Origin of the sequence: Streptomyces sp. NPDC090045 (assembly GCF_044747975.1) — a bacterium.
Taxonomy (GTDB): domain Bacteria; phylum Actinomycetota; class Actinomycetes; order Streptomycetales; family Streptomycetaceae; genus Streptomyces.
Genome location: NZ_JBIVFA010000003.1, coordinates 534,766 through 546,898, shown reverse-complemented (window position 1 = coordinate 546,898; position 12,133 = coordinate 534,766). Strand labels below are relative to the sequence as shown.

The 12,133-nt window shown below is 72.1% G+C and carries 12 protein-coding genes; 6 read left to right on the top strand and 6 right to left on the bottom strand.

The features are described 5' to 3' along the window. Positions 1–54 precede the first annotated feature (54 nt). Complete coding sequence (locus ACIPYQ_RS11420; RefSeq protein WP_401248905.1) at positions 55–1,452, top strand: cation:dicarboxylate symporter family transporter; 1,398 nt, start codon at positions 55–57, stop codon at positions 1,450–1,452. Between the two features lie 265 nt (positions 1,453–1,717). Further along, positions 1,718–3,493 carry a S8 family peptidase gene (locus ACIPYQ_RS11415; RefSeq protein ID WP_401248902.1) on the top strand — a complete coding sequence of 592 codons (1,776 nt, stop codon included), beginning with the start codon at positions 1,718–1,720 and terminating at the stop codon, positions 3,491–3,493. A gap of 41 nt (positions 3,494–3,534) precedes the next feature. Here the strand turns inward: ACIPYQ_RS11415 and ACIPYQ_RS11410 are convergent, their stop codons facing one another. From ACIPYQ_RS11410 to ACIPYQ_RS11395, 4 genes are all read right to left on the bottom strand, one after another. Then, positions 3,535–4,002: a MarR family winged helix-turn-helix transcriptional regulator gene (locus tag ACIPYQ_RS11410; protein WP_401248899.1), complete on the bottom strand. Its 468-nt coding sequence runs from the start codon at positions 4,000–4,002 to the stop codon at positions 3,535–3,537. A gap of 70 nt (positions 4,003–4,072) precedes the next feature. Further along, on the bottom strand, positions 4,073–4,783 hold the full coding sequence (locus ACIPYQ_RS11405; RefSeq protein ID WP_401248897.1) for a hypothetical protein: 711 nt from the start codon (positions 4,781–4,783) through the stop codon (positions 4,073–4,075). Positions 4,784–4,802: 19 nt separating this feature from the next. Next, positions 4,803–5,471 carry a (2Fe-2S)-binding protein gene (locus ACIPYQ_RS11400; RefSeq protein WP_401248894.1) on the bottom strand — a complete coding sequence of 223 codons (669 nt, stop codon included), beginning with the start codon at positions 5,469–5,471 and terminating at the stop codon, positions 4,803–4,805. Between the two features lie 47 nt (positions 5,472–5,518). Then, positions 5,519–6,319, bottom strand: a complete 801-nt coding sequence (locus ACIPYQ_RS11395; protein WP_401248891.1) for an alpha/beta fold hydrolase — start codon at positions 6,317–6,319, stop codon at positions 5,519–5,521. A gap of 140 nt (positions 6,320–6,459) precedes the next feature. On the opposite strand from ACIPYQ_RS11395, the gene ACIPYQ_RS11390 reads away from it, so the two are divergent. Further along, positions 6,460–7,146, top strand: a complete 687-nt coding sequence (locus ACIPYQ_RS11390; protein WP_326478024.1) for a GNAT family protein — start codon at positions 6,460–6,462, stop codon at positions 7,144–7,146. Positions 7,147–7,261: 115 nt separating this feature from the next. On the opposite strand, the gene ACIPYQ_RS11385 is transcribed toward ACIPYQ_RS11390, so the two are convergent. Then, positions 7,262–8,290 (bottom strand): TolB family protein, encoded by a 1,029-nt coding sequence (locus ACIPYQ_RS11385; protein ID WP_401248888.1) that lies wholly within the window; start codon positions 8,288–8,290, stop codon positions 7,262–7,264. Between the two features lie 264 nt (positions 8,291–8,554). On the opposite strand from ACIPYQ_RS11385, the gene ACIPYQ_RS11380 reads away from it, so the two are divergent. Then, the gene (locus ACIPYQ_RS11380) at positions 8,555–9,838 is read left to right on the top strand and encodes an alpha/beta hydrolase (RefSeq protein ID WP_401248885.1); all 1,284 of its coding nucleotides are present in this window, start codon (positions 8,555–8,557) and stop codon (positions 9,836–9,838) included. On the opposite strand, the gene ACIPYQ_RS11375 is transcribed toward ACIPYQ_RS11380, so the two are convergent. Beyond that, positions 9,816–11,315 carry a carboxylesterase/lipase family protein gene (locus tag ACIPYQ_RS11375; protein WP_401248882.1) on the bottom strand — a complete coding sequence of 500 codons (1,500 nt, stop codon included), beginning with the start codon at positions 11,313–11,315 and terminating at the stop codon, positions 9,816–9,818. The genes ACIPYQ_RS11380 and ACIPYQ_RS11375 overlap by 23 nt on opposite strands. Positions 11,316–11,413: 98 nt before the next feature. On the opposite strand from ACIPYQ_RS11375, the gene ACIPYQ_RS11370 reads away from it, so the two are divergent. Both ACIPYQ_RS11370 and ACIPYQ_RS11365 read left to right on the top strand, forming a co-directional pair. Further along, on the top strand, positions 11,414–11,740 hold the full coding sequence (locus tag ACIPYQ_RS11370; protein WP_361771018.1) for a hypothetical protein: 327 nt from the start codon (positions 11,414–11,416) through the stop codon (positions 11,738–11,740). Between the two features lie 95 nt (positions 11,741–11,835). After that, a complete protein-coding gene (locus ACIPYQ_RS11365) occupies positions 11,836–12,123 on the top strand; it encodes a chaplin (protein ID WP_351295878.1) in 288 nt (95 codons plus the stop codon). Positions 12,124–12,133 lie beyond the last annotated feature (10 nt).

Sequence of the window (12,133 nt, the reverse complement as noted above, 5' to 3'; positions counted from 1 at the left end):
GGTCACAGCCCTGGGCGATGGTCTCCCCGAACGTATTCACCACCAGGAGGCATCGTGGCCGCCAGACGCGACAGAACGCACTATCTCTACATCGCGGTGATCGGCGCGGTGCTGCTCGGCATCGCCGTCGGCTTCGCCGCACCCGGCGTGGCCGTGGAGCTCAAGCCACTGGGCACCGGCTTCGTCAACCTCATCAAGATGATGATCTCGCCCGTCATCTTCTGCACGATCGTGCTGGGCATCGGATCCGTCCGCAAGGCCGCCAAGGTGGGCGCCGTGGGCGGGCTCGCCCTCGGCTACTTCATGATCATGTCCACGGTCGCACTGGCCATCGGCCTGCTGGTCGGCAACCTGCTGGAGCCCGGCAGCGGACTGCACCTGACCGAGGCGGCGCGCAGCGCGGGCGAGGCGCAGGCCAAGGCGGGCGGGGCCGAGAGCACGCCGGAGTTCCTGCTCGGGATCATCCCGACCACGCTGGTGTCCGCCTTCACCGGGGGCGAGGTGCTCCAGACGCTGCTGGTGGCGCTGCTCTGCGGGTTCGCGCTGCAGGCCATGGGCACCGCCGGGGAGCCGCTGCTGCGGGGCATCGGGCACCTGCAGAAGCTGGTGTTCCGGGTCCTCGCGATGATCATGTGGGTGGCCCCGGTGGGTGCCTTCGGCGCGATCGCGGCGGTGGTCGGGTCCACCGGCATCGACGCGCTGAAGTCCCTCGCCGTCATCATGATCGGCTTCTACACGACCTGTCTGCTGTTCGTGTTCGTGGTCCTGGGCACGCTGCTGCGGGTGTGCACGGGGGTCAGCGTCTTCGCGCTGCTGCGCTATCTGGGCCGGGAGTTCCTGCTGATCCTTTCGACCTCCTCGTCGGAGTCGGCGCTGCCGCGGCTGATCGCGAAGATGGAGCACCTGGGGGTGTCGCGGCCGGTCACCGGGATCACGGTGCCCACCGGGTACTCCTTCAACCTGGACGGGACCGCGATCTACCTGACGATGTCCTCCCTGTTCGTCGCGGAGGCGATGGGCAAGCCGCTCGCCCTGGGCGAGCAGATCTCCCTGCTGCTGTTCATGATCATCGCCTCGAAGGGCGCGGCCGGCGTGACCGGCGCGGGCCTGGCCACCCTCGCGGGCGGACTGCAGTCGCACCGGCCGGAACTGGTGGACGGCGTCGGCCTGATCGTGGGCATCGACCGGTTCATGAGCGAGGCGCGGGCCCTGACCAACTTCGCGGGCAACGCGGTCGCGACGGTGCTCATCGGGACGTGGACGAAGGAGTTCGACCACGCGCGGGCCGCCGAGGTACTCGCGGGCCGGTTGCCGTTCGACGAGAGCACGCTGGTCGACGACGGACACGGGGCGGAACCGGCCGGGAGGGAGCCGGAGCCCGCAGGGACGGAGCCCGCCCAGGCCGCCGTGCCGGTCCCCTCGCACGTCCCCAAGGACGGCGTACCGGTCTAGCCGGTCCGCCCGCGCGGGCCGGCCGGGCAGGGCTCGCCCCCACGGTGCCCAGCCCGGCCGGCCCGCCGCATTCTGCACAGTTGTACCCATAGTCGGAATTCGGCCACCGATAAACGAACCCCCATGCTGCAAAAGGTACTTCCGCAGCAGGCCGTGTGCATGACATCTTGCGTCCACCACTTGTTTCGTACGACCCGGCCTGACCACCGGGTCTTCGGAGGACGCATTGATACCCCACATATCCAGCCGACCTCGACGTACCCTCGTGCTGGCCGCCACGCTCGGCGCAGCGCTCGCCTTCGGGGCTCCCGCCGCACTCGCCGGCACCGCCCCCGTCTCGCCCAACGGCTCCTCGGCCCCCGCCCCCGCGGCGGCCGCCCCCAAGGCCGCGGCCCCGACTTCCCAGAGTGCGACCTGGGTTGCCGGCACCCGCGCCTACCTCGTGATCACCGCCCCCGGTGACACCACGGCGGTCCGCAACGCCGTCACCTCCAACGGCGGCACCGTCTTCCAGTACTACGACGCGATCGGCGTGATCGTCGCCCACTCCGCGTCCGGCACCTTCGCCACCACCATGCGCGGTGTGAGCGGGGTCCAGCAGGTCGGCGCCACCCGCACCTCGGACGTGCCGGCGGACGCCTACAACCCGGCGCTGCCCGCCAACCCGGCGCAGTCCACGACGCCCTCGGGCGAGCCGGTCCGCGCCGACATGACGCAGATCAAGGCCGACCAGGCCTGGGCCGTCACCACCGGCTCCGCCTCCGTCAAGGTCGGCATCCTGGACACCGGTGTGGACGACCAGCACCAGGACCTGGCGCCGAACTTCAACGCGGCGGACTCCGCGTCCTGCGCCTACGGCAAGCCGGACGCCCGTACCGGCGCCTGGCGGGACGTCGGCACCCACGGCACGCACGTGGCAGGTACGGTCGCCGCCGCCAAGAACGGCAAGGGCGTCATCGGCGTGGCTCCGAGCGTGAAGATCTCCTCGGTGCGCATCGCCGAGCCCGGCTCCTCGCTCTTCTTCGCCGAGAACACCGTCTGCGGGTTCATGTGGGCCGGTGACCACGGCTTCAAGGTCACCAACAACAGCTACTACACGGACCCGTGGCAGTTCAACTGCCCGGACAACGCCGACCAGGCCGCGATCATCGAGGGCGTCAAGCGCGCCCAGGAGTACGCCGAGGGCAAGGGCTCGCTGCAGGTCGCGGCGGCCGGCAACTCCAACATCGACCTGGCCAACAAGACGACCGACACCGAGTCCCCGAACGACTCGACCCCGGTCACCCGCACCATCACCAACGCCTGCCTGGACATCCCGACCGAACTCCCGGGCGTGGTCACGGTCTCGGCGATGGGCACCACCGCGAAGGCCTCGTACTCCAACTACGGCCTGAACGTCGTCGACGTGACGGCCCCCGGCGGCGACGCCACCGGCATCTACAGCACCCTGCCGGGCGGCAAGTACGGCAGCATGAGCGGCACGTCGATGGCCTCGCCGCACGTCGCGGGCGTGGCCGCGCTGCTGGTCAGCACCAACCCGGGCATCACCCCGGCGCAGCTGCGCGACAAGCTGGCCACCCAGGCCAACGACGTCGCCTGCCCGTCGGACAGCCGCTGCAAGGGCACCACCGCGAAGAACGGCTTCTTCGGCGAGGGCCAGGTCGACGCCCTCAAGGCGGTCGGCTCCACCCCGCCGCCCGGCAAGTACTTCGAGAACACCGGTGACTTCGCCATCGGCGACAACACCACCGTGGAAAGCCCGATCACCGTCGGCGGGGTGACCGGCAACGCTCCGGCCGCCCTCAAGGTGGGCGTGAACATCGTGCACACCTACATCGGTGACCTCAAGGTCGACCTGATCGCTCCCGACGGCACCGTCTACACGGTCCACAACCGGGCCGGCGGCAGCACGGACAACATCAACCAGGTCTTCACCGTCAACGCCTCCTCCGAGGTCGCGAACGGCACCTGGAAGCTCCGTGTGAACGACAACGCCGGCGGCGACACCGGCAAGATCGACTCCTGGAACCTGACCTTCTGAGCAGGTGGGGGGCCGGGCGGACAGCCCGGCCCCCCGGCCGGTCAGGCGACGGTCCCGCCCGCGTTGCGGATCAGCTGGTGGAGCACCTTCACCGTGGTGACGTAGTCGGCGTCGTCGATGCCCTCGTGGAGGGCGGCGCGGATCGCGGGGTGGTTGCGCGCGAGGTCGGCGCGGGCCTGTTCCCCCGCCTCGGTGAGCCACAGCCGGTCTTCGGCGTCCCGGGTCAGCCAGCCGCGCTCCAAGAGCACCCCGGCCTCCACCGCCAGGTCGTCCTCGGGCCGGATGTAGGAGGCCATGGCGTCTCGCAGCTCGGCCACGGTCATCCCCTCGCCGTCGGGCGAGAGGTCGTTCTCCGACAGGTTGCGCAGCAGCCAGAACTGGGGCTGCGTGTAGCCGTTTTCGGCCTGCCGGGCCCGGGTGAACGCGATGAGCGCCTCGTAGGCGACACCGGTCCAGTACGCGGCGGGCTGTCCGGCGAGCTCACTGTCGGAGATCTGCTGGGTCGTCATGGGAAGTCCCCTCCTGGTGTCGTGGTGCCGATCCCGCACGCCGTGCGGGCCATGCGGCGACCGTACGACCTCAGGTGCGGTTGAGGACAAGCGGCGACCGGTGAGCACATCGGCCACGCGCCTCAGGACCCGCGCACGTCCGCGAGCCGAAGGTCCCGAAGTCGTCGTCCACGTCCTCGCGTGCGTCCGGCCGGTCGACGATCGGGCCGACGCCCCTCTCCCACCGGGCGGTGAAGGGCATCTCCTCCACGAAGAGCAGCTGCCCCTGGCCGGGGCCGTCGGGCCGGAAGAACCGGGTCGGTGCCGCGGACGGACGTGGAACAGCGCCCGGGCGTCGTACTGGGCGGCGCGCAGGGAGCGGAAGCGCCGGGTCTGCGTGGGAGCCTCGTGGCGGCCCCGGCCGGCTGGCGGCGCGGCGGGCACTGAAGGTCTGCTCCGACAGTCCTGCGGCGTTGATCGCGGTGAGCACCTCGCCGACCTCGGAGGCGCGCATGCCGGCCCCGCCGAGGGCGAGCAGCCCGGCGAAGGTGAAGCCCGGGTCGGCGAAGAGCTTCATCGCCCCCGGCGCGGGGTCCGGGTCTGCGGCGGACGGTCCCGCCGAGCCGGACGGCCGGGACTCGGCGACGGCAGCAGCCGGGGCGCCGCCCAGGGCGAGGGAGCCCGCACCGGCGGCGAGTCCGGTGAGCGCGGCGCGGCGGGACGGCTCGGACGGCTGGTGCGGTGAGGGAGCGGTCGTGCTGCGGACCGTAGGAGCAGCCCGGGGGCCCGCAGCTTGCCACACCCTGCGCTCATCCGAACGGCTACCGGGTCCGCAGCACGCAATCCCCGCAGAGCCCGCCGCCCGGCACCTGGTAGTAGAGGCAGCAGCTGCGCCGTACGAAGGCCACCCCGAGGCCCTCCTCGTGGAGGAAGGTGCCGGTCCCCGCCAGGGCCCCGCCCTCGGCCAGCAGCGCCCCCGCCAGTGCCACGGCCGCGCCGCCCGGAACCCGGTCGATCAGCACCCGGAGCGCCCCGACCAGCCCGGACGCCGCGTTCCCCCGCAGGACCTTCGGCGAGACCCCGAACCGCTCCCGCAGGCCCGTGTCGAGCACGGCCAGGTTCCCCAGGACCGTCTCCCCGAGGGTCTCGGCCGGCCGGTCCGCGGGCTCGGGCAGCCACAGCTCCAGCGACCCCGCGGCCGGCAGCCGCCACCACACCCGGTCGGCGGCCAGGTCCGGCACCCGCCCGGCCAGCCCCGCGCACCCCAGCCCGAGCGACCACAGCCGGGAGGCGATGCCGAGCTGCGCGGTCGAGGCCGCCACCCGGCCCGGCCCGCTGCCGATCCGCCGGCCCACCTCGGACACGTACGGCCCGAGCCGCTCCCCGTACAGCGCCGTCAGCGGCCGGAAACCGGGCCCGGGCGGCTCCGTCCCGTACGGAACGGTGAAGAAGGGCCCCACGGCGGCCAGTCGCCGCAGTACGTCGTCCATGCCCGCCATGATCTCAGGCCCGGCCGGGGCGGCCCCCGGGGGACGGCTCAGAGCCCGGCGAGGAACTCCAGCAGCGCCCGGTTGAAGGCCTCCGGCTGCTCCACCCCGGGCAGGTGCCCGGCTCCCTCGATGACGGTGAGTACCGCGTTCGGCAGCAGCGCGTGCAGGGCCTCGGCCTCCGCGACCGGGGTGAAGACATCGTCCGCACCCACGAGCACCAGGCAGGGCTCCGTGGTCTGGGCGAGCACGGGCCGGTAGTCGGGGCGCTCGGCCCGGCCGCGCAGGGCGGCGGCCGCGCCCTGCGGGTCGGTCGCGCACATCATGGCGCTCACCCGTGCGGCGGCCTCCGGCATGCCGGTCACGTTGTAGGGCGCCAGCATCTTGTCAATGACCTCCTCGGCGTACGGCCGCAGGCCCTCGGCGATCAGCCGTTCGGCCGTCTCCCGGCGGAGCTTCTTGCCGTCGTCCGTCTCGGGAACCGGGGAGGTGTCGGAGAGCACGAGGGCCCGTACCAGACCCGGGTGGCGCAGTCGGAGCTCCATCGCGATCTGGCCGCCCATGGACACACCACCGACGACCACCTGTTCGATGCCCAGCGAGGCGAGGAGGGAGGCGAGATCGTCCGCGAGATCGGCGAGCAGGGCCTTGCCCGGCAGCACCGGGCTTTCTCCGTATCCTCGCAGGTCAGGGGCGATCACGCGGTATCCGGCGGCCGTGAGCGCGGCCGTCTGGGGGGCCCACATCGTGCGGTTGAAGGGATGTCCGTGGATCAGGATTACGGGTGCTCCGCCCCGGGGACCCAAGTCATCGAAAATCAGCTTCACACCATTGCCAAATTGGGGGTTCATGAGAGGACATTAAGGGGCTACATTGAGCCACTCGCGTTCACCTGACAGCCGGTTGCCTTTCACTCGTGTTTTGCACGGGGGGCGACGTCATGGACGCAGACTGTGCAACCACCCCACCGCCCAGAAGGACCGAAGGCTCCGTGCCCGTACCCGTACACCTCGCGGGCCGCACCGTGCGGCTCGAGCCCCTCGCCCCCCACCACACCGAGGCTCTGGCCGTGGCCGGGGCCGAGGATCGTACGACTTACGCCTTCACCCCCGTACCCCATGGGGTGCAGGCGTCCCACGAGTACATCGACCGTGCCCTCGCCGATCAGGCGGCGGGTCGATCGCTCCCCTTCGCCATCGTCAGAGCCACTGACGGGCGCGTCGTCGGTTCGACCCGGTTCCTGGAACTCGACTACTGGCAGGGGCCTCTGGTGTGGCCCGCCGTGCCGGGCGTCCCGTTCGGCGATCCGGCCACGGCGATCCCCGATGCCGCCGAGATCGGCAATACCTGGCTGTCCCCCGCCGCCCAGGGAACCGGCATCAACACCGAGGCGAAGCTGCTCATGCTCCGCCATGCCTTCGAGACCTGGGGTGTGAGGCGCATCTCGCTGCGCGCCGATGCGCGCAACGGCCGGTCGCGAGCCGCGATGGAACGGCTCGGCTTCACCTGCGAGGGGGTCCGCCGGGCCCATTCGCGGGGGCTGGACGGCGCCGTCCGCAGTACCGCCTTCTACTCGATCCTCGACGAGGAGTGGCCGGCCGTGCGGTCGATCATCGAGCTGAGGCTGTCGGCCGGCGCGCAGCGCAAGCGGCGCCGCAAGACGCTGATCCCGGCCTAGCCGGAACAGACAAACGGAAAAACGGTCCTCCCCGGCTCCGGCCCGCCATCGGCCGGATGCCGGGGCGGGCCTTCCCGGGCCTTCCCCGGCCTTCCCGGGCCTCGCCGCGGCCTCCTCATCCGAGGAAGGCCGGGGCGAGGGCCGAGTCCATGAGCCGGGTGGGGGCGCCGCTCCCGTCGGCCGGTACGGAGTACAGGTCGGCGCCGAAGTCACCCGGCAGGGCGTAGACGACGTTCCGGTCGTCGGTCCACACCACCTGGTCGTCCACGCTCCGCTCCTCGCCGAGCGGGGTCTCCGCCCCGGAGGCCAGGTCCAGTGCGTACAGCCGCCACGGCGCCTCGGCCGGCATGCCCGGCACCCGCTTCTTGAACACCAGCCGGGTCCCGTCGGGCGACAGGGACGGGCACTCGACGTTCTCGCGCAGGGTGGTCACGGTGCGTCCGGCCAGGTCCCCGCGGACCAGGTGGGTCCGGCCGCCGGTCGCCAGCGTCGCGTAGAAGGTCCGCTCGTCGGTGGCGAAGGTGACACCCCAGAAATTCACGTCGGCGGCGCGGTACGGCTTGCCGTCCTTGAGGATCTCGAAGTCCTCCAGCGAGGCGTCGAGCCGGCCGGTGCGCAGGTCGAGCACCGAGGTCCGCGTCGAGAAATTCGTCCCCGCGTACGAGTCCCCGCCGACGAAGACGGTCCAGGCGGCGAGGTGTCCGCCGGGCGAGACCCGGGCGCGGGTGGGGACCCCGCCCAGCGGGTGCGCGGAGACCTCCTTCAGGCGGGCGTCGAGCACCACGGCCTGGTAGCCGTCCTGGACCCCGCCGCGGTCGGCCCGGAGGCAGATCCCGGTGCCGCCGGCCGCGTGGAAGCGCAGGCAGCTCACCCCGGACGCGGTGCGCGCTCCCTCCGGCGCGCCGGCCGGGACGGTGGCGAGCTCGTCGCGGTGCGGGCCCCAGGCCATGTTCCGGAACACGATCCGGCGCCCGCCCTGGCCGGCGTCCAGTGAGACCGCGCCCGCGGATATCGGCGGGCCGCCCGCCTGCGCGTGGTCCTTCTCCTCGGCCCGGGAGGATGCGCGCAGGACGGCGAGCACGCCCACGGCGGTGAGCAGGAGCACCACGGTGGCGAGCAGCAGGATCCGGCGCTGGAAGGTCATGGGGCGGCTCCGGGCGGGGTGGGTTCCGGGGGCTGGGCGGGGGCACCATACCCAGCGGCCCTTGCATGAGCCAGGGATGTACGGCGGCGGGCGGGAGAACTCCATGTGCCGTGCGGGCGGCAGGCAATGGCCTCCCCCAGGGCACCCCAAGAGAAGTCAAAATGCGGAACCCTGACATGCTTTCGTTCATCCTTCGAACGGAAGGATCCCGCTTCCAGACCACCCCGCCCCACTGGGGCAGCACCAGCCGGAGAGCCACCGCACATGTCGTACGCACCCGACGGGCAGCAGTACCAGCCGTACCGGCCGCAAGGGCAGAGCCCGCAGCCGCCCCACGGCGACCAGTACGGCCAGCCGTACGGACAGCAGCCGTACGGGGCCGGGGGCGCGCAGCAGCCGCCCCACGGCCGGCCGCAGCCTCCGTACGGACAGCAGCCGCAGTACGAGTACGAGCCGCAGGACCACCAGGAGCAGCCCGAGCCCCCGCGGAAGTCCCGGGGCCGACGCTGGGCGATCGTGGGGGCCACCGTCCTCGCGCTCGCGGGCATATCCGCGCTCGTGATGAACCACTTCGAGATACCCCCCTTCACCGACAAGGGCTCCGCCGTCTCCTTCGGGCAGCAGCCCGCGGGCGGGAGCGGCAAGAAGAACGACGCGCCGCAGCAGCCGGCGAACTCCAAGATGCTGATGCCGACCGGCCCGGCCGCCGAGTTCAAGAACTCGATGACCCTGCCCGACGGCACCCACGTGGCCGTCACCACGCTGGACGGCAAGAAGTCCGGCTTCAAGGGCAAGGTCTGGGTCTGGGCGCCCAAGGAGTACAACGACCCGAAGTTCGCCAAGAGCGGCTTCCCGGTCATGATCGCCCTCCCGGGCGGTGCCGGTTACCCCAGCAACTACTGGATGGGCACCGACCTCGGTCTGCAGACCAGCATCAGCAAGTGGTACGCCGAGGGGAAGAGCAAGCCCTTCATCCTGGCCATGCCGGTGCTCAACCCGGGGCCGGACGACAAGGGCATCTACTGGGACGGCTCCGACATACCCGGCCAGCCCAAGATGGGCACCTGGCTGACCGAGGACGTCCCGGACCTCATGAAGGCGAACTTCCGCACCGTCAAGTCCCGTGACGGCTGGGCCTTCATGGGCTCCTCCACCGGCGGTTTCGCGGGTCTGAAGGCCGTGCTGAAGCACCCGGACAAGTTCAAGGCCGTGATCGCGTCCGGCCCGGACATCGTCCCGGACTCCTCGCTGTGGAAGGGCCACGACAAGGAGAAGGCCGAGAACAACCCGGAGGTGCTGGCGAAGCAGCTCATCGACAGCAAGGGTCCGGACGTCTACCTCGCCTTCCAGGTCGGCGACAGCGAGAACAACAAGAAGACCCTGCCGGACGTGCAGAAGTTCATCGCCACCTACGGCAACAAGGGGCCCGTCCACACCGAGTTGAGGGTCATCAAGGGCGGCCAGCACAACGCCAAGACCTACGTCCCCAACATGGGTGAGGGACCGGTCCAGTTCATCAGCAAGGTCATGGAAGGACCCGTCGAGTAAGCGTCGACGCCCGCGTCCCCTCCGGCACCGACTCCGGTTCCGGCTCCGGCCCGCCGAACACCTTCGGCGGGCCGTTGCCGTCCCAGGCCGCCCAGCCCGGGTCGCCCGTCACCGCGAACCGCACCCAGGCCGCGTGCATCTCGTCGGCCAGCGCCTGCGGGGCGGCCGGCCCGGCCAGCCAGGAGGCCTCCGGCGCAGCGAGCGTGTCGAACACGAAGCCGATCTCCAGGGCGTGGCAGGCGCCGAGGCCCGGGACGCCGGAGGGCCAGCCGAACTCGTACAGGTAGCTCGGCGCCGCCCGCCGCGCCCCGGCCAGCCTGCGCAGCGGGTCGCGCAGCAGCCGGTCGGTGAGCAGCTGGCCGGCGAGCTCGGCCGCCCCCGCCCCGGGCAGGGCGGCGCGCAGCGCCCGTACGTCGGCCCGGTCCTTGCCGGCGCGGGCCCGGGCCAGCGCCACGGCGAGCGGGCCCATCCGATCGAGCAGCCGCATCCCGCCGGTGGGGGCGAGCCAGAGCCGGTACTCGTCGCTGGTCCATCCGAGGAGCAGGGGCACCTCGCCGGAGACTCCGGAGCCCGTCAGGGCGTCGAGCGGGTCTCCCGGGACCGTGGCGGGATCGGCGACCAGGCCGAAGGCGGGGCCGCCGAGGAGCGGGCCCGAACGGCGCAGCACGGCCGCCTGGGCGGCGAGCAGGGTGGGCAGGGCCGTGGCGGTGAAGGCCTCGGCGGTGGCGTCCACCTTGAGCAGCGAGGCCATCCGCCGGACCATGGTGCGCACCTTGTCCCGCGGCAGGACCTCGGGGGCTCCGCTCTGCAGGACGGCCCGGGTGAAGAGCCCGGCCGCGCGCGGGGCGGCCAGGAGGGCGCCGATGCTGATGGCTCCGGCGGATTCGCCGAAGACGGTGACGCGGGCGGGGTCCCCGCCGAAGGCCCCGATGTTGTCGCGGACCCATTCCAGGGCGGCGATCTGGTCGAGGAGGCCGCGGTTGGCGGGCGCGTCGGGGAAGAGGCCGTAGCCGAGGACACCGAGCCGGAAGTTGCAGGAGACCAGCACGATCCCGTCGCGGGCGAAGGCCGAGCCGTCGTACACGGGGACGGCCGAGGAGCCGCGGGTGTGCGCCCCGCCGTGGATCCACACCATGACGGGGAGCCGGGCTCCGGGCGCCGGATCGGGGGTCCACACGTTCACGGTCAGGCAGTCGTCCCCGGGGATCTCGGGGTCGGGCAGCAGGGCCGCGAACGTCTCCGGGTACGGGACCTTGGGCGCGGTGGGGCCGAACGTGTCGGCGTCGCGTACGCCGTCCCAGGCCGCGGGGGGCCGGGGCGCCGCGAAACGGAGGGCGCCGACGGGCGGGGCGGCGTACGGGATGCCCCGGAAGACGGCGGTGCCGTCGGCCGCGGTACGTCCCTCGACCACGCCGGCCGCGGTCCTGACCCTCGGCCGGCCGCCGGCTGCGGCTCCGGCGTCGCCCACTGCGTTCATCCCGTCCTCCTGAACCCTGGTGCTGGGCGCACGGTCGCACAGCCGTCCAACGGGTGACAAGGCGTGACCGTGCCCGGGCCCGCCCAGGTTGGACGGGCATGCGATTCGTGCGTATCCACCACACCACGGTGCCCGTCCTGCTGCTCGCGGGCGCCGCGCTCCTCGGCGGCCCGGCCCTGGCCGCCACCGGTCCGGACTTCCAGTACGTCGGCCAGGACGACCAGGTCCACGGGCTCACCGCGCCGAAGGGCTGCGTCGAGGCGGAGGGCGGCGGCGCCCGGGCGGTCACGAACGGGACCCGGGGCACGGCGACCCTCTACCGGGACCCGGGCTGCTCGGGCCGGGTGATCGCGGTGCTGCGGCCCGGCGACGTCAGCCAGGTGCGGCCGTACTTCGCCTCGGTGCGTTTTCCCGTCACCGGGTAGGCCCAGCGGCCGTGACCCCTCGGCCGTCCCTGCGTTGTATGCCATGTCAAATGCCGCAGAGACTGCGGCGCCCCACATCTCACGAGGAGATCTTGATGTCGCGTATCGCGAAGGCATTCGCCATCACCGCTGTCACCGGTAGCGCCGTGGTCGCCGGTGCCGGTCTGGCCGTCGCCGATGCCGGAGCGCACGGTGCGGCGGTCGGCTCCCCCGGTGTCCTGTCGGGCAACCTGCTCCAGGTTCCGGTGCACGTCCCGGTCAACGTCTGCGGCAACACGGTGAACGTGGTCGGTCTGCTGAACCCGGCGTTCGGCAACACCTGCGTCAACGCGTCGGGCCACGGCGACAAGCACCACACCGAGGGCGAGGGCTACGGCCACTGATCGCCTGATC